The organism is Psychrosphaera haliotis, assembly GCF_009728465.1.
GTDB lineage: Bacteria > Pseudomonadota > Gammaproteobacteria > Enterobacterales > Alteromonadaceae > Psychrosphaera > Psychrosphaera haliotis.
On record NZ_WOCD01000001.1, the window covers coordinates 1 to 16,255 of the forward strand.

14 protein-coding genes, 1 tRNA gene and 4 pseudogenes are annotated in these 16,255 nt (G+C 38.9%); 7 read left to right on the forward strand and 12 right to left on the reverse strand.

Annotated features, from left to right (window positions below):
- Positions 1-101: 101 nt before the first annotated feature.
- From GNP35_RS15215 to thrS, 5 genes and pseudogenes are all read right to left on the reverse strand, one after another.
- On the reverse strand, positions 102-263 hold the full coding sequence (locus GNP35_RS15215) for a 50S ribosomal protein L20 (protein ID WP_414153657.1): 162 nt from the start codon (positions 261-263) through the stop codon (positions 102-104).
- The gene (locus GNP35_RS16435) at positions 191-454 is read right to left on the reverse strand and encodes a 50S ribosomal protein L20 (protein ID WP_155693386.1); all 264 of its coding nucleotides are present in this window, start codon (positions 452-454) and stop codon (positions 191-193) included. The genes GNP35_RS15215 and GNP35_RS16435 overlap by 73 nt, the downstream gene beginning before the upstream one ends.
- A gap of 55 nt (positions 455-509) precedes the next feature.
- A pseudogene (gene rpmI / locus GNP35_RS00010) lies at positions 510-666 on the reverse strand (50S ribosomal protein L35).
- A 100-nt stretch (positions 667-766) separates the two neighbouring features.
- Positions 767-1,332 (reverse strand): annotated as a pseudogene (gene infC, locus GNP35_RS00015) (translation initiation factor IF-3).
- Between the two features lie 77 nt (positions 1,333-1,409).
- Positions 1,410-3,315 (reverse strand): annotated as a pseudogene (gene thrS / locus GNP35_RS00020) (threonine--tRNA ligase).
- 253 nt (positions 3,316-3,568) lie between these two features.
- On the opposite strand from thrS, the gene GNP35_RS00025 reads away from it, so the two are divergent.
- Together GNP35_RS00025 and GNP35_RS00030 are read left to right on the forward strand one after the other, a co-directional pair.
- Complete coding sequence (locus GNP35_RS00025) at positions 3,569-4,318, forward strand: pteridine reductase (protein ID WP_155693389.1); 750 nt, start codon at positions 3,569-3,571, stop codon at positions 4,316-4,318.
- 15 nt (positions 4,319-4,333) lie between these two features.
- Complete coding sequence (locus GNP35_RS00030) at positions 4,334-4,534, forward strand: CPXCG motif-containing cysteine-rich protein (protein ID WP_155693391.1); 201 nt, start codon at positions 4,334-4,336, stop codon at positions 4,532-4,534.
- A 47-nt stretch (positions 4,535-4,581) separates the two neighbouring features.
- On the opposite strand, the gene GNP35_RS00035 is transcribed toward GNP35_RS00030, so the two are convergent.
- Entirely contained in the window at positions 4,582-5,217 is a 636-nt protein-coding gene (locus GNP35_RS00035; RefSeq protein WP_155693393.1) for a riboflavin synthase subunit alpha, read from the reverse strand.
- Positions 5,218-5,420: 203 nt separating this feature from the next.
- Between GNP35_RS00035 and GNP35_RS00040 the strand changes: the two genes are divergently transcribed.
- A tRNA-Val gene (locus GNP35_RS00040) sits at positions 5,421-5,497 on the forward strand.
- Position 5,498: 1 nt separating this feature from the next.
- On the opposite strand, the gene GNP35_RS00045 is transcribed toward GNP35_RS00040, so the two are convergent.
- On the reverse strand, positions 5,499-6,380 hold the full coding sequence (locus GNP35_RS00045) for a DMT family transporter (protein WP_196492360.1): 882 nt from the start codon (positions 6,378-6,380) through the stop codon (positions 5,499-5,501).
- A gap of 89 nt (positions 6,381-6,469) precedes the next feature.
- Here GNP35_RS00045 and GNP35_RS00050 point away from each other — a divergent pair, with 89 nt between their 5' ends.
- Positions 6,470-7,213 (forward strand): substrate-binding periplasmic protein, encoded by a 744-nt coding sequence (locus tag GNP35_RS00050; RefSeq protein WP_155693395.1) that lies wholly within the window; start codon positions 6,470-6,472, stop codon positions 7,211-7,213.
- Positions 7,214-7,230: 17 nt separating this feature from the next.
- Here the strand turns inward: GNP35_RS00050 and GNP35_RS00060 are convergent.
- Both GNP35_RS00060 and GNP35_RS00065 read right to left on the reverse strand, forming a co-directional pair.
- Positions 7,231-8,198: pseudogene (locus GNP35_RS00060) on the reverse strand (EAL domain-containing protein).
- Between the two features lie 2 nt (positions 8,199-8,200).
- Positions 8,201-9,796, reverse strand: a complete 1,596-nt coding sequence (locus GNP35_RS00065) for a 7TMR-DISM family protein (protein ID WP_330997685.1) — start codon at positions 9,794-9,796, stop codon at positions 8,201-8,203.
- Positions 9,797-9,885: 89 nt separating this feature from the next.
- On the opposite strand from GNP35_RS00065, the gene GNP35_RS00070 reads away from it, so the two are divergent.
- Positions 9,886-10,287 carry a SulA-like leucine-rich domain-containing protein gene (locus GNP35_RS00070; RefSeq protein ID WP_155693404.1) on the forward strand — a complete coding sequence of 134 codons (402 nt, stop codon included), beginning with the start codon at positions 9,886-9,888 and terminating at the stop codon, positions 10,285-10,287.
- Positions 10,288-10,325: 38 nt separating this feature from the next.
- On the forward strand, positions 10,326-10,775 hold the full coding sequence (locus GNP35_RS00075) for a YchJ family protein (protein WP_155693406.1): 450 nt from the start codon (positions 10,326-10,328) through the stop codon (positions 10,773-10,775).
- Between the two features lie 49 nt (positions 10,776-10,824).
- On the opposite strand, the gene ppsA is transcribed toward GNP35_RS00075, so the two are convergent.
- Positions 10,825-13,206 (reverse strand): phosphoenolpyruvate synthase, encoded by a 2,382-nt coding sequence (gene ppsA, locus GNP35_RS00080; protein WP_330997647.1) that lies wholly within the window; start codon positions 13,204-13,206, stop codon positions 10,825-10,827.
- Positions 13,207-13,382: 176 nt separating this feature from the next.
- On the opposite strand from ppsA, the gene ppsR reads away from it, so the two are divergent.
- Positions 13,383-14,195 carry a posphoenolpyruvate synthetase regulatory kinase/phosphorylase PpsR gene (gene ppsR / locus GNP35_RS00085; RefSeq protein ID WP_155693410.1) on the forward strand — a complete coding sequence of 271 codons (813 nt, stop codon included), beginning with the start codon at positions 13,383-13,385 and terminating at the stop codon, positions 14,193-14,195.
- Here the strand turns inward: ppsR and GNP35_RS00090 are convergent.
- Entirely contained in the window at positions 14,175-14,891 is a 717-nt protein-coding gene (locus GNP35_RS00090; RefSeq protein WP_196492361.1) for a heparan-alpha-glucosaminide N-acetyltransferase, read from the reverse strand. The genes ppsR and GNP35_RS00090 overlap by 21 nt on opposite strands.
- 4 nt (positions 14,892-14,895) lie before the next feature.
- A complete protein-coding gene (locus GNP35_RS00095) occupies positions 14,896-16,242 on the reverse strand; it encodes a class II 3-deoxy-7-phosphoheptulonate synthase (RefSeq protein ID WP_330997648.1) in 1,347 nt (448 codons plus the stop codon).
- Between the last annotated feature and the right edge of the window lie 13 nt (positions 16,243-16,255).

Sequence of the window (16,255 nt, forward strand, 5' to 3'; positions counted from 1 at the left end):
AACCGTTAGTTAGTAATTTAACCGGCTTGAAGAACATCGTAAATTTTAGGTATTAAAAAAGGAAGCCTAGCTTCCTTTCATCAAATCAAATTTTGGCTTGATTAAGCAGCTAACGCTTCGTTTGCTTTAGTAACTAAAACAGCGAATGTTGCTTGGTCGTGAACAGCGATGTCAGCAAGGATCTTACGATTTACTTCAATAGACGCCTTTTCAAGCCGTTCATGAATTTGCCGTATGACAAACCGTTTTGACGAGCGCTGCATTGATACGAGCAATCCATAATTGACGGAAAACACGTTTCTTTTGACGACGTCACGGTATGCATATTGACCTGCTTTTGTACAGCTTGGAATGCGACGCGGTAAACACGTGAACGTGCTCCGTAATAACCTTTAGCTGCCTTTAGTACTTTTTGTGACTCTTGCGAGCTTGTACACCCGTTTACTCTTGCCATTATTCAGTCTCCTCTCTTAAGCGCCAGCTAACATACGATCGAATCAACGGCTTATCTATGAAGAAACCATTAACTTGCTACGTAAGTGACGTTTACGCTTAGAGCTCTTCTTAGTCAAAATGTGACGTAAGTGAGACTGTTTACGTTTGTAACACCAGAGCAGTCTTTTTAAAGCGCTTTGCCGCGCCGCTATGAGTTTTCATTTTAGGCATTGCCTAGACTCCGCATTGTTAGAGTGTTAATTAAAATGGTATTAAGGCGAAACTGGTTTGTCGAAACTCACCAATTACTTGTAAAGGCCTTACCTACCGACTAGTTTAAGAGCTTAGTTGCTCTTAGTGGTGCGAGTACCATGATCATCTGTCTACCTTCAGCACGTGAAGGGAAAGATTCGCACGTAGAAATTTCTTCTAAATCCGCTTTAAACGTCTTAGTAGATCTAGTCCGATATCTTGCTGAGCCATCTCTCGACCACGGAAGCGGATAGTGACTTTCGCCTTGTCTCCAGCTTCAATGAAGCGACGCAGGTTGCGTAGTTTACCTGGTAATCGCCTTCATCAGTTCCAGGACGGAATTTAATTTCCTAACCTGAATCTGTTTTTGCTTCTTCTTTTGCTCTTTTGAGCTTTACTCTTTTCGTATAGGAATGTGCCGTAGTCCATAACTTTACAAACAGGTGGCTCAGCATTTGGACTGATCTCTACAAGATCCATCCTGCTTCAACTGACGCTGCTAATGCTTCTTTAATAGAAACACACCTAAGGTTCACCTTCAACGCCGACTAATCGAACTTCTTGAACGGTAATTTCTTCATTTAACCTGTTTTGAGCAGCCTTTTGGCCACGTTTGTTTTGCGCTCTAATGGCAAAATCCTCCAAAAAAATTATAAATAAAGCACGCGAGTCGTTTTCTATAATTTTATACTCATTGCGATGCTCGATATTAGTTACGAATATTATTCGTATTTGCTCACTACTTCATTAAATTGTGCGATAAAGTCATCGATTGGCATTGAGCCCATATCGTCACCTTTCGAGTTCGAACTGCAACTTGTGCTGATTCCTTCTCTTTTTCGCCAACAACCAACATAAACGGAATACGCTTAAGAGTGTGCTCACGGATTTTAAAGCCTATCTTCTCATTTCTCAAGTCCGAAATGACTCTAATTCCACTTTGCTTCAACTTTTCTTCCACTTTTTTCACATATTCGGCTTGTGAATCGGTAATATTCATAATTACTACCTGTTTTGGGGCCAACCATGTTGGAAGAAGACCTGCGTACTCTTCAATCAAAATTCCAATAAATCGTTCTAACGAACCTAAGATTGCTCTGTGGATCATAACGGGTGTTTACGTTCGTTGTCTTCACCAACGTAAGTTGCACCTAAACGACCTGGCATCGAGAAATCAACTTGAACCGTACCACATTGCCAAGCACGACCTAAACAGTCATGTAATGTGAATTCAATTTTAGGACCATAGAATGCACCTTCACCAGGCTGCAAGTCATACTCTAATCATTTGCATCTAACGCATCAGCCAATGCTTTTTCTGCTTTGTCCCAAATTTCATCGCTACCTACGCGCTGCTCTGGACGCGTAGAAAGTTTAATTGACACATTTTCAAAACCAAACGTTTTATAAGTATCAAAAACCATTTGAATACAGCCAATAACTTCTTCTTGAATTTGCTCTTCAGTACAGAAAATATGAGCGTCGTCTTGAGTAAAGCCACGAAACACGCATTAAACCGTGTAATGCACCTGATGGCTCATTACGGTGACAACAACCAAACTCAGCCATACGCAATGGCAAGTCTCGGTAAGACTTTAAGCCTTGGTTAAAGATTTGAACGTGGCCGGGCAGTTCATTGGTTTGATAGCATATTCACGGTTTTCAGAACTTGTCGTAAACATGTTGTCTGCGTACTTGTCCCAGTGACCTGATTTTCCCACAAGCTTCTATCCATCATTAATGGACCTTTAACTTCGTCGTAGTTATATTCAGTTAACTTGCGACGAATAAAGCGCTCTAGTTCAGTATAAATAGCGTAACCATCGTTATGCCAAAATACCATGCCTGGCGCCTCTTCTTGCCAGTGGAATAAATCTAACGCTTTACCAATTTTACGGTGATCACGCTTCTCAGCTTCTTCCAAACGCTTTAAGTAACCTTTAAGTTGTTTTTTGTCTGCCCATGCTGTGCCGTAAACGCGCTGTAACATTTTGTTATCAGAGTTACCGCGCCAGTACGCACCAGCAACTTTCATCAGTTTAAAGTGTTGGCAAAACTTCATGTTTGGAACGTGAGGACCACGACACATGTCGATGTATTCTTCGTGATGATATAAACCTGGTTTGTCAGACTTATCAATATTCTCATCTAAGATTTGTAATTTGTAAGTCTCGCCACGCGCTTCAAAAGCGTCACGAGCTTCTTGCCAAGAAACGGTTTCTTAACAACTTCATAATTCGTTTTTGCTAATTCAAGCATACGCTTTTCAATAGCAGCAATATCGTCTTGAGACAAAGAGTGATCTAGGTCTACATCATAATAAAAGCCGTTATCAATAGTAGGACCAATTGCCATTTTTACATCTGGGAACAATTGCTTAATCGCATGTCCTAATAGGTGCGCACAAGAGTGACGAATAATTTCTAATCCATCATCGTCTTTGGCAGTGATGATTTGCAATTTAGCATCTTCGGTAATTAGGTCTTTTGCATCAACGCGGTTGCCATCAACAACACCAGCTATGGTCGCTTTTGCTAAACCAGGGCCAATGTCACCAGCAACATCAAGAACAGAAACAGCATTATCAAACGAGCGTTGACTACCGTCAGGAAGAGTAATAACAGGCATTTTATTTCCTTAGTACAGTGGCGGCGCCTACAATGCGTCGCATATACAGTATAAATTTTAAAGTTTTGGCGTGTTAAACGGTTACAATCCATTTAAACTGGGCCGAGAATTCGACATTTGTCTGAAGCGAATGTTATTTTATCTTAAGCTAGATCTCAAGCGACGTAAGCGCATTAACGAATATATTTAGGCTTATTTTAGGTTTATTACGTACTAGCCTCATTATTTTTAAATTTTATAGTTGGAAAGACAAATGAAAACCACCTCTCCTACGGTTTTAGTAACTGGAGCAGCAAAAAGAATCGGTAAACAAACCGCAACTCTTTTACACCAAAATGGCTATAACATTGTTGTCCATTGTAACCACTCTACCGACGAAGCTGATGCATTTGTTTCAGAACTAAATGCGATGCGCTCAAACTCTGCAAAACGTGTCAAAGCAGATATTACGAAATTAGACGAGCTTCAGTCTTTAGCTGACAACGCAACGGCCGCATTTGGTCGTATTGATATGCTAGTAAATAATGCATCTTCATTTTATCCAACCCCCGTCAACGATGTAAATGAAGACGTTTGGGACGACTTAATGGGAACTAATCTTAAAGCGCCCTTTTTCTTAATTAAAAACCTGTTACCTGAGTTAACCAAAAATAAAGGTAATGTTGTCAATATGGTAGATATACATGCTGATCGTCCGTTAAAAGATTATCCAGTTTACTGTATGGCTAAAGCAGGATTAGTGATGCTAACAAAATCGCTTTCTCGTGAATTAGCGCCTAATATTAGAGTGAATGGTATTGCACCAGGTGCGATACTTTGGCACGAAAACGACCTATCGGAACAAGACAAGAAACAAGTACTCAGTGAGATAGGCTTAGCTAGGTTAGGTTCTCCCGAAGATATAGCGGAAGCTATTTTGTATATGAGCAAAGCTACGTATGTAACAGGACAGATTTTGGCAGTGGATGGTGGCAGAAGCATAAATGGGGGAAGTAAAGCCTAATATTGAGGAAGGCTTATGGATACATTTTCTAAAACCATAGAATGCCCACACTGTGGGCAACACGTTAGTTTTCAATTTGATATGTCAAATGGTGATCAAGACTACTACGAAGACTGTTCAGCTTGCTGCAACGCTATTCACTTAAATACCCACATTGACGAACTCAGGCAAAAGGTAGAATTGAAAGTAGATGCCGATGACGAACAAATCTACTAGCCAGAAACGGTTACAGCTTCACTAATTAAATCGACTAGGTAAAGTGACTAGTTAAAACGACTTTGTGATTTTAAGTAACGCTCAACGGTTTGAACCGTTGTATATGTTTGTTGATCAACTTCAATATTTAACTGATCGCCCTCTTCGTAATTACCCAAGTTGGTAATTTGCAACGTCTCTGGAATGAGGTGCAGTGCAAAACTATCTGAGCTAACATCGCCAACTGTTAGGCTACAGCCGTTAATACCAACAAACCCTTTGTGAAGAATGTACTTCATCCATTGTGGGTCAATAGTTAACGTCATTTTTACATTATCAGGGCTTCGCTCAACCTTTTCTAAAATCGCCGTAGCGTGAATATGGCCAGATACAATATGACCACCAATTTCAGTGCCAAAAGTAACACTTCGTTCAAAGTTAACGTGGTCGCCCTGCTTTATAAACTTCAAGTTAGTTACATCGAGCGTTTCATCAATTACATCAAAAAACACTTGCCCAACCACGTCAGACAACCGGCTTTCAAACTTAGTCACTGTTAGGCAAACACCGTTAATTGCGATACTTGCCCCTATCGTAAGTCTTTCTAGATATTCATTTCCTACCGACAAGCATATCGTCTTAAATGCGTTGTGACCGGTAATACCGATAACCGTTGCTTTTGTTTGCACAATACCTGTAAACATTAATTAGCCCTCAACTTTAGAACCGCTACTATATAAAAAATTGGCCAATGAGCCCAACACCTTTCTCTAGAATACTTACAATAGAGGCGTTAAGTTCAGGTTTTGTTGGGAAATTAATCAGTTGAATCAAAATTATGTTAAAACGGCTTGCACTTTAAAAGCCCGTTGTTTAGCATACAACCTCTTCGCGATACTCGTGTTATACAACCGTAGCTCAGCTGGTTAGAGCACCACCTTGACATGGTGGGGGTCGGTGGTTCGAATCCACTCGGTTGTACCAATCACTTTCTATAGTTCAGATTCTGTACCAACAAGCCTAAAATTATGATTGCTAAACCAATTATTGTTGATGCGAATATCTCTTCGCCAATAACAAAATGCAAAAGTAGTAATGATATGAATGGCGAAACAAAGATTAGGTTACTAATTAACGACGTATTGGTTGCGTAACGCATTGCCATTAGCCAAAACACAAACGTTATCCCCATTTCAAACAAGCCAACATAAATTGCGCCAAACAGAGCAGATTGCGTGATTCCGCTAAAGCCACCAAAGTAAATTGCACCGGGTAACAACCACAACGAACCAAAAAAGAAACACAAACACACTGATACGATAGGATCCGTTTTCATTTTTGTATTCAAAATCCAGTACGTCGCCCATAAAAAAGTAGAAAGTAGCGCGAGACCTACGCCAAGTGAGTCTTCAAACTCTAAGTTAAATATGTTGCCACGCGTCGCTATAATGAAAACCCCAAAATAGCCTAGGAAACAAGCAACCCAATCTCGCTTTCTAATCGTCTGACCCAAAAAAACGGCACTCAAAACAGTAAGTGCAATGGCCCAAGTGTAATTTAACGATTGAGCTTGAGAAGCAGGTAATCGATCATAAGCGGAGAACAATACTAAGTAGTATGCAACTGGATTTAATAAGGAAAAGAAGACAAAGGACTTCCACTTTTTCCTTAGTGTTATTTTAAAAGTAACTATACGCCCAGTAAACATTACTACAGAGAATAAAACAATAAACGAAGAAATACTGGCTACTGATAAAAGCTGTATTGGCGTCATGCCAGCCAATGACATTTTAAATGCGGTGGCCACCGTTGACCAAAGCAAAACGGCCACTATGGCAAATTGAACAGCTCGAAATTGATTTTTCAATAGTTTTCCTGGTTACGTTAATAGCTTATGTACTACCTATTTTTGCAAGAATAACGATCACGCGCTATTAATTAAAGATAGTTATTTTTATGGATTCCACTATTTTGTCTAATGCCTCAAGAGTATTGTCATCACTACTAATTGTTTTCAGCCTTCAGGTTCCGGCAAAATCCAACGACGGTATCATTCGAATAGTGACCGATCATTTTCCGCCTTATCAAATTAGTCGCAATAATGATTTAATTGGAGGCTCAGTAGGAAAAGAAGTCTCTGAGCTTATTGATATAGTATTACCCACTAGTAAAGTTGACGTAATGCCATGGGCTAGAGCTTATGAAATTGCATTAAATCAGCCCAATACGTTAATTTTCTCTCTAATTAGAACACCTGAAAGAGAAGATAAATTTATCTGGATTGGTAAAGTTGCACACGTTACTACTCGGCTCATTTCACTTAGAGATGCCGATATTAAACCAGTAGACGATTTAGAATACTTGTCGAATATTCAAATTGGGGTTAAGCGTCAGGACGCCGTAGCTAACTTTTTAAGCAAGAATGGATTTGAATTTGAACGAGAGTTAGTAGAGATCGTTAGTTCCGTTTCTACTATGAAAATGTTAGAAAGACACAGGATTGATGCTATTCCTGCTAATCGTCATATCGTTCAGTATTATTGTAAAAAAACCGGATGTGAATCATCCGATTTCAAAACGATTTATACCTTCAAGGAGCTATCTGAAGAGTTTTATTTAGCTGCCAGTTTAGGAACAGACCCCTCTATAATTAAGCAACTTAAAGAAGAGTTCACTAATCTAAAATTACCAATTGACTGAACAGCTATTGCCGAAAATTAATCAACTCCGTTTAGCTTCCAGCCTTTTTCAATTTGCTCTTCTATTTCCTCCACGGTGAGTGGATAGGACAACAAAAAGCCCTGTGCACTTTTACAATCCATTGTTTTTAATAAATCCAGTTCAATCTCTCGTTCTACACCTTCAGCAACGACATCCATCTCTAGTTGGTTTGCCAAAGATATACAAGATCTTACAATGCTTTGGCTACGCTCATTGCCTGGCATAGATTGAATGAATTTTTTGGAATTTTTAAGGCGTTAAATATCCCTTTATTAAGATATGTTAATGATGCTGAGCCTGTACCAAAGTCGTCAATAGCAATTTTGAAACCCAAAGCCCTAAGCTTTCGAATTTTATGTTCTAATTGTTGTGAATCAGACTTGAATGACCTTTCCGTAATTTCCAGTAAAAATTGACTCGCTTTAAGTTTATGGTTTTCAATAATATCCATGACCCGTTGCGAGAAAGAAGGCGATAGAATAACCTGCGTCGACATATTGATAGCAATACAAAGCTCATTGCTTTTGTCAGCGCTGTAAAAACGTGAGAAGTTACGGCATGACGCTTCTATTAGCCAAATAGTAACTTCTTCAATGAGCCCAGTGTCTTCTGCAACAGTTATTACTTCTAAAGGGTTTAAATTTCCTAATTCGGGATGTCTCCATCTTAGTAACGCTTCAAAAGTAACTATCTCACCACTATCAATATCAAACTGAGGTTGATACTTAACAAACATTTCGCCACTTCGCATTGCCAACTTGATGTCGCTGGCCATTCTAAATTTTCTATTATTAGCTTCTGGTTCCGATTGACTAAATATCCATACGTTTTTGTTTAATTCCTTAGCCTGTTCAAGAGCTAACTGCGCCTTATAAATAACGTCCGTTACTCCGTAGGGACTATCAATAAATGATGAGGCACCCACAACGAAGTTTAACTGCAGGGGCAGCTCTGGTATTTCCATTTTTATAGGCTGACGTTCTGACACTTTTTTAAGGCACTACTCAAGAGCATTTGGTCACTACTTGAGACTAAAAAGCTAAACACGCCGTCATTTAGCATGGCCACATTTGGTAAATAAGAGTCCGAATCAAAATCTACTAGCTGTAAATCTAAACTTAACCTTTGTTCGATGTCAGTTAAGAATTTATAAACAACTTCCTTTAGTCTATCTTTTGGAATGTACGATTCTAATGATTCATAGTTGTTGATAGACACAGAAACGATAGAAAAATCAAAGTTTGTATTATTAGTGCTTAGCTCGAGCCCTTTCTGCTCCAATAAGTTTACATTTGGTAACTTGTAGTAAGGTTCATGGGATGCTTGATATAGACGCTCTGCTTCACTGTTCCTTAATCGCTCCGCCAAAGCCATAGATATTAAAACCATTTCGGTTAGCACGCCCATTAGTGAAGCGTGACGATTCCAAAAACTATACTCTGACACGCCCGCAAACATTAAGGAGCCTAAACCAGCACCAACAAATAGCGGCACCCACGAAATAATATAGTACTTAGTCCACTTAATACGCTCTTTAAATTTATAGAGCATCAACGCAATTGCGATTGTATAAGCGGCAATTAACAAGAAGAAAAATATAGAAGCTGCCGTAGACTCTTCTAAAAAAATGAATACAAAAGCAAAAAACGCCAGACTATAACTATAAATATTCGCAACTTTCACCCATATATAATCCTTTAGGTGATCGAGCTTTAAAAATCGTAATGCCAATTTAACCGAGAAAAAACTGACAAAACAACTGAGAACATTTATGTTTTTTGATAACCATTGATTTAACTCACCACCAATTATATAAGCGTTAAAACCATGCAATGCACCGAGCTGTACAAGGAAAAAACACACGTACCCAATGTAATACAAATATATTCGTTCATTGGCACCAGCAAAAAGGATTAAATTGTAAAGCGACATAAGTACGGAAATACCGATAAACGCTCCCCAAATTAAATATATGAACTGTTGATACTCTGAGAAGCTGTCGGATAGGAAAATAAGTACAGGTAAAAAAGCAGCGCCTGTTGTTTTGGATACAAAAACCAGTGTTCTAGTTTGCCCAGAAGGAACTCCAACTATAACGGATGGCATGGCTTTATTACTCTGACTTACATTTTTAGCGGTATCACCAAACTCTGCCAATAATACATTTTGTGCGTTGGTCACCTCAAAAACGCTTAACCTATCTATTGTAGGATTGTCAAAATGGACAACATAGCTTCTTGCCTCTTTTGATAGGTTTTCTATTTCGTATTTGTAATAAAACGTTCTATTGTCAAATCCCCAATTTAAGGTGCCAGTAAAGTCCTTGTAAGGTAAATCGAATAAGCTTAACTCTTTAAGTTGTTGATCTAAAAACGCCCCTTGTCCTTCATCTACATAATAAGACTTAGTAATAGAAGTTGTTAACTCGCTGTCTCCTATTTGCAGACTATCAAGTTTATTAAACGATTGAGTCGTCGTTATTAAAACGCGACGATAGGTGATAAAAAGATAATCGTTAATAAATATTTGTTGAAACTCTTCAAAACTAAGTCCTATAAAAATTTTATTACATTAAATGAATAAAAAACTTGCAGTGGTATAAAAAACCAACTAAATTACAACCACTGTTCATTTATCCAGTGGTTTCAAAAATGCTTAATAATCTTATAAACGAAAAAACAGAATATCAGTTTAACCCTTTGAATAATATTACTAAAAGTGACATTGGACTAATACCTTTACTAAAGTTATATAGTACCCAAGCCGGTTGGATTTTACTTATTGCCCCTGATGGTCGCCCAACAAAAGAGTTTTTAACTCGCAATAGTATAGATGTTAATAAGGTAATTGTTTTTCAAAAGAAACATTGCCAAGACGTATTTTTTACTGCGAGTGAAGCAATTAAACATCACAATTGCTCAGCTATAATCTTTTGGGAAGACGCACTATCTTCAGAACAGCAAAAATCAATCTATTTAAAAGGGGCCGATTCGGAAGTAGCGATTCACGCTATAAAATCTGATAACATTGAGGGCGCACTGCAAGCTCATTAATTTGGGGCTGTTACTACTCATTTATAAGGCGTTAAATATTGTCACCCTGTTTGTGTAAATCTAAAGAAGTCTCGTGCCCTTGTCAGGATATTATCTCTGCTAAGCGTAACGCGGATAACCCATTGCAATTAATGCGCTCTCGTTATGTTGCATTTGCTACTGGCACTAGTGATTATTTATACCAAACAAGTTCTAACAAACTAAAGTTAGAGTTAACTGAACAAGATCTAAAAGCAGCGTGTATGAGTTGTCACTTTATAGGTCTTACAATTGTTGAAGCTACAGACACTACTGTAGAGTTTAAAGCGGATTTTATTGCAGACGGTTATTTACAACAAATACATGAACAGTCATATTTTGTAATAGAGGATGACGCGTGGAAATACGATAGTGGAGAACTGTTTGATACACCAATCATCAAAATTGAACGCAATGAACAATGCCCATGCGGTTCAGGTAAAAAATTTAAAAAGTGTCACGCAAAATAAAAGCCAGCACATGGCTGACTTTTACTAAGGTGCGTCTTGTACTATTGGGTTAAGAACGTTTTTGTTCTTGTTCCGCTAAATACAACCATGTTTCTAATACTGTATCTGGGTTTAAAGAAACAGAGTCAATACCCTCTTCTACTAACCAGTTTGCAAAGTCTTCATGATCTGAAGGCCCTTGACCACAAATACCTACGTATTTACCGGCTTTTTTCGCTGCTCTAATCGCCATAGATAATAAAGCTTTAACGGCTTCATTACGCTCATCAAATAAGTGTGCAATTAAACCTGAATCACGGTCTAAACCTAACGTCAGCTGTGTTAAATCGTTTGAACCAATTGAGAACCCATCAAAGTACTCTAGGAATTGGTCAGCCAACAATGCATTAGATGGCAACTCGCACATCATAATAACTCTAAGGCCATTTTCACCGCGCTTTAAGCCATGTTCGTCTAGTAACTCAGCAACTTGTTTTGCTTCACCAACGGTTCTTACAAATGGGATCATTACTTCTACATTTGTTAGGCCCATTTCATTACGAACACGTTTTAATGCTTCACACTCAAGCGCAAAACAATCACGGAAGCTGTCAGAGATATATCGAGAAGCTCCTCGATAGCCAATCATTGGGTTTTCTTCGTCTGGTTCGTACTGCTCACCGCCAACTAAGTTAGCGTATTCGTTTGATTTAAAATCAGACATACGAACGATAACTTTTTGAGGATAAAAAGCAGCTGCTAAAGTGGCAATGCCTTCTTTTAATTTGTTGATGTAAAACTCAACTGGTGACTCATAACCCGCAATCAATTCGTCGATTTCATCTTTAACGTCAGTTGGTTGCACATCATAGTTTAATAGTGCTTTAGGGTGCACACCAATCATACGGTTAATAATGAATTCTAAACGAGCTAAACCAATACCTGCGTGCGGTAACCTAGCAAAGTCAAATGCACGGTCAGGGTTACCTACGTTCATCATTACTTTCACTGGTAAGTCAGGCATTTCATCTACTTTTGAGGTTACCACTTCAAATGGTAAAACTTCTCCGTAAATGTAACCTGTGTCGCCTTCTGCACACGATACTGTTACTTCATCACCTGTGGTAATTAAAGACGTTGCATCGCCACAACCTACTACAGCTGGAATTCCTAGTTCACGAGCAATGATTGCTGCGTGACAAGTACGCCCACCACGGTTAGTTACAATCGCAGAAGCTCGCTTCATGATAGGTTCCCAATCTGGGTCAGTCATGTCTGTAACTAGGACATCGCCAGGCTTGATTTGATCCATCTCAGCAATAGACTTAAGAACTTTAGCTTCACCCGAACCGACTTTATGACCAATAGCACGACCTGTACACTTAACAGTACCTCGGCGCTCTAATTGGAAAGTCTCGATTACATTCGCTTCTTCGTTACTACGAACGGTTTCCGGTCTAGCTTGAACAATATAAAGTTGGTTATCTAAACCGTCTTTGGCCCATTCAATATCCATTGGACGGCCGTAATGTTGTTCAATAATAACGGCTTGTTTTGCAAGCTCCATTACTTCTTCTTCTGTTAATGAAAACTCATTTGCTTTGTTTACATCAACATCTTCAATTTTTACTTGCTTACCGTGCTCTTGAGTATCGGCATAAACCATTTGAATAGCTTTGCTACCCATAGTTTTTCTCACTACAGCTGGGCGACCCGCTTTTAGTGTTGGTTTATGTACGTAAAACTCATCAGGGTTTACTGCGCCTTGAACAACCATTTCGCCTAAGCCAAACGCTGACGTTACAAATACAACGTCTTCAAAGCCTGATTCAGTGTCGATAGAGAACATAACACCTGAAGAAGAACGGTCAGAGCGCACCATGCGCTGAATGCCCGCTGATAATGCCACGCCTTTGTGGTCATAACCTTGGTGTACGCGATAAGAAATAGCTCGGTCATTAAACAAAGATGCAAAAACGTGCTTAACGGCAACTTTTACTGCGTCTAAACCTTTTACATTAAGGAAAGTTTCTTGTTGACCGGCAAATGATGCATCTGGCATGTCTTCGGCAGTGGCAGAAGAACGAACCGCAAATGACGCTTGCTCGCCTAATTCACCTGCTAATTTTTCATAAGACTCTGCTAACGCTGATTCTAATGCAGGTGTAAACGGAGTCTCAATGATCCAGTTTCTAATTTGCTCACCTGCTTTTGTTAGTGCAGCAATATCATCTACATCTAACGTATCAAGGATATTATGAATCCTTGCTTCTAAACCACTTTGTTCTAAAAATTCATTAAACGCGAAAGACGTTGTGGCAAATCCACCCGGCACTTTCACTCCAGCATTGGCGAGGTTACTGATCATTTCGCCTAATGACGCATTTTTACCGCCAACTTGGTTGACGTCGTTCATTCCTAATTCTTGATACCAGAGTACATATTCCTGCACGTGACATTCTCCACTAATTTTAATAAGTTTTGAGATAAAATAGAGTTCGAAGCCTATTTTGTTATATGATTTGTATTATTACAAAAAGACTTACAAACGCGAGCGCATTCTACACAACCAACCTCAATTGGTAAAATTTAAATGCACTTGAAAATTTATTACTACAAAGGACAACTATGACTCGCACTGCATTTTATGTTTCAGATGGCACCGCCATTACTGCTGAAACCATTGGCCATGCTACCTTGTCTCAATATGACTTTACGATAGAGCATATAACAGTGCCATTTATTGAAAGTGATGAAAAAGCTAATCTATTAAAAGAGCAGATAAATAGACGTTTTAAAACTACAGGTCATCGCCCTTTTGTATTTCATACCTTCGTAGATAAGTCATTAGCTGAAAAAATTGCAGACTCTCATTCAATATGTTTTGACGTATTGGAACCATTTTCAAAAGTAATTAGCGATAAGCTAAACGTTCCAGCAAATCCCGTTAAGCATAGAACGCACTCTATTAAAGAGCATAAATATGACGCTCGAATAGAAGCGATGAACTTTGCTCTTACTAACGATGACGGCCAAACAACTGATAATTATAAAGATGCCGATGTAATATTAGTTGGAGTGTCTCGAAGTGGTAAAACACCTACCAGTATTTATTTAGCGCTCCAGTACGGAATTAAAGCAGCAAACTACCCTTTTACTGAAGATGACATGGAAGACTTTAAACTGTCTGCGGTTCTGAAAGAAAACAAACGTAAGATCTTTGGACTTACCATTGAACCAAATAGACTTGCTGCAATAAGAAATGAGCGTTATGCAAACAGTAAATACGCTTCTCTAAGGCAGTGCAGAATGGAATTGCGTGAAGTTGAGCGCATGTATAAAGGCAATAAAATACCTTTTATCAATACCACGCACTTTTCGGTTGAAGAGATATCGGCAAAAATAATTTCAGCAATGAAGTTAGCCCGACACAACCATTAATACGCCATACATTAAAGGCTGGTGAATAAGGTAAATGATAAGACTATGTTTGCCAGCCCAATTTAAAAACGAATTAAATTTAGACTGAGTGACATTAATATTTAGCAAACTGCGGCTAATAAAAACATTGCACTGTATTACATAACCGAGCGCAATCCCCCACAACACAACACCAAACCAAGGAAATAATGGTGCGTAATCTAGCGCTGGGCGCACGTATTCAACCATTCCTATCCAATGTAACCAGTTAGAATCAAACAGCTTTGTTTCAACAAAGTGGCCTAGTGCAAAAATAGTGGTGCCAGCGATAGCACTTAGCTTAGGTCGATTTATGAATAGCAGGCCTAACCAACTGGCTAGTAAAATAAGATGTAAAATACCAAACAAAGTGGCTTTTTGCGGAGCAATAAAATAAGAGGAAATTGTCACAACTGCACTGGCTAAACCTAGTTGCAGGGTTCTAACCTTCACGTTTTTAACGTTTATTTTTTTGTAATGAACAAACTGTAAACTGAGGCCAACTAACAGTAAAAAACTTATAACAATAACGTAACGAAACGGTACCCAATAACCAGTACCAAATACCGTATCAATATAACCAAAAACATCTAGGTCGTAACATAGGTGATAAATCACCATTAACAAAATTGCGAAACCCCGAAACCAATCAATAACGGGATAACGCACATTGTTCATAACTTTATCTTGCGTCTTTAAGTGCATCTGTAATTAGAAACGCGAGTTCCAATACTTGATCGGCATTCAAACGAGGATCACATTGTGTTTCATAACGCTTGCTTAAATCAGCTTCACTTAAACCGTAAGCACCACCGGTACATTCTGTAACGTGTTGACCTGTCATTTCAAAGTGAACACCGCCAGCCCAAGTGCCTTCCGCTTTATGAACGCTAAAGAAGTCTTGAATTTCAGTTAGTACCGCATCAAAGTTACGTGTTTTATAACCGTTGCTGGCTTTAATTGTATTGCCATGCATTGGATCTGAACTCCATACAACATGACGACCTTCTTGCTTCACACGTTGCACAAGTGCTGGTAACTTCTTACCAATAACATCAGCGCCCATACGAGTAATCAAGGTTAAACGACCAGGTACATTATTTGGGTTTAATGCATCAATTAGTTTAATAAGTTCATCAGGTTGCATACCTGGACCTACTTTAACGCCAATCGGGTTATTAATGCCTTTGAAAAACTCAATGTGTGCATGATCTAATTGACGCGTACGCTCACCAATCCAAACCATGTGCGCAGAGCAGTCGTACCATTTATCCGTTAAATGATCTTTACGCGTTAACGCTTGTTCGTAGTTAAGAAGCAATGCCTCATGCGACGTAAACAGTTGCGTTTCTTTAATCATTGGCGTCGTTTCAGACGTAAGTCCTATAACTTGCATGAAATCTAGCGTTTCTTTTAACTGATCAGCTAAATGCTGGTAACGGTCTCTGTTTGGATTTGACTCAACAAAGCTCATGTTCCAACGGTTTACTTGATGCAAGTCTGCTAGTCCACCTTGTGCAAAGGCTCTTAACAAATTCAGTGTTGATGCAGAGTGATGGTAAGCTGTCACTAAACGTTGAGGATCAGGTTCACGAGCTAACTCATTAAACTCAAAACTATTCACTATGTCGCCACGGTAACTTGGCAGTTTAACACCGTTAACTTCTTCTAAGTCCGACGAACGAGGTTTAGCATATTGACCTGCAACACGAGCAATCTTAGTTACCGGTACTTTACCACCGAAGGTAAGTACTACGGCCATTTGCAACATAACTTTAAATGTATCGCGAATATTTGTCGCACTAAAATCACTAAAGGATTCCGCGCAATCACCACCTTGTAGTAAAAATCCACGGCCATTAGCTACTTCGCCTAATTGACGATGTAATTCTCTAGTCTCTTCTGCAAAAACTAGAGGAGGAAACGAATGAATTTGAGCTTCTACATTCGCTAATAATTCTTTATCTTTATACGTTGGCTGTTGCTGTATTGGCAACGTTCTCCAACTTTCGGGAGTCCAATTGGTCACTTAATACCCTTAG

Bases quoted from the DNA above. Each gene is read 5' to 3' on its own strand.
- GNP35_RS15215 (WP_414153657.1), bottom strand. From the start codon at position 263: ATGCAGCGCTCGTCAAAACGGTTTGTCATACGGCAAATTCATGAACGG.
- GNP35_RS16435 (WP_155693386.1), bottom strand. From the start codon at position 454: ATGGCAAGAGTAAACGGGTGTACAAGCTCGCAAGAGTCACAAAAAGTA.
- GNP35_RS00025 (WP_155693389.1), top strand. From the start codon at position 3,569: ATGAAAACCACCTCTCCTACGGTTTTAGTAACTGGAGCAGCAAAAAGA.
- GNP35_RS00030 (WP_155693391.1), top strand. From the start codon at position 4,334: ATGGATACATTTTCTAAAACCATAGAATGCCCACACTGTGGGCAACAC.
- GNP35_RS00035 (WP_155693393.1), bottom strand. From the start codon at position 5,217: ATGTTTACAGGTATTGTGCAAACAAAAGCAACGGTTATCGGTATTACC.
- GNP35_RS00050 (WP_155693395.1), top strand. From the start codon at position 6,470: ATGGATTCCACTATTTTGTCTAATGCCTCAAGAGTATTGTCATCACTA.
- GNP35_RS00070 (WP_155693404.1), top strand. From the start codon at position 9,886: ATGCTTAATAATCTTATAAACGAAAAAACAGAATATCAGTTTAACCCT.
- ppsR (WP_155693410.1), top strand. From the start codon at position 13,383: ATGACTCGCACTGCATTTTATGTTTCAGATGGCACCGCCATTACTGCT.
- GNP35_RS00090 (WP_196492361.1), bottom strand. From the start codon at position 14,891: ATGAACAATGTGCGTTATCCCGTTATTGATTGGTTTCGGGGTTTCGCA.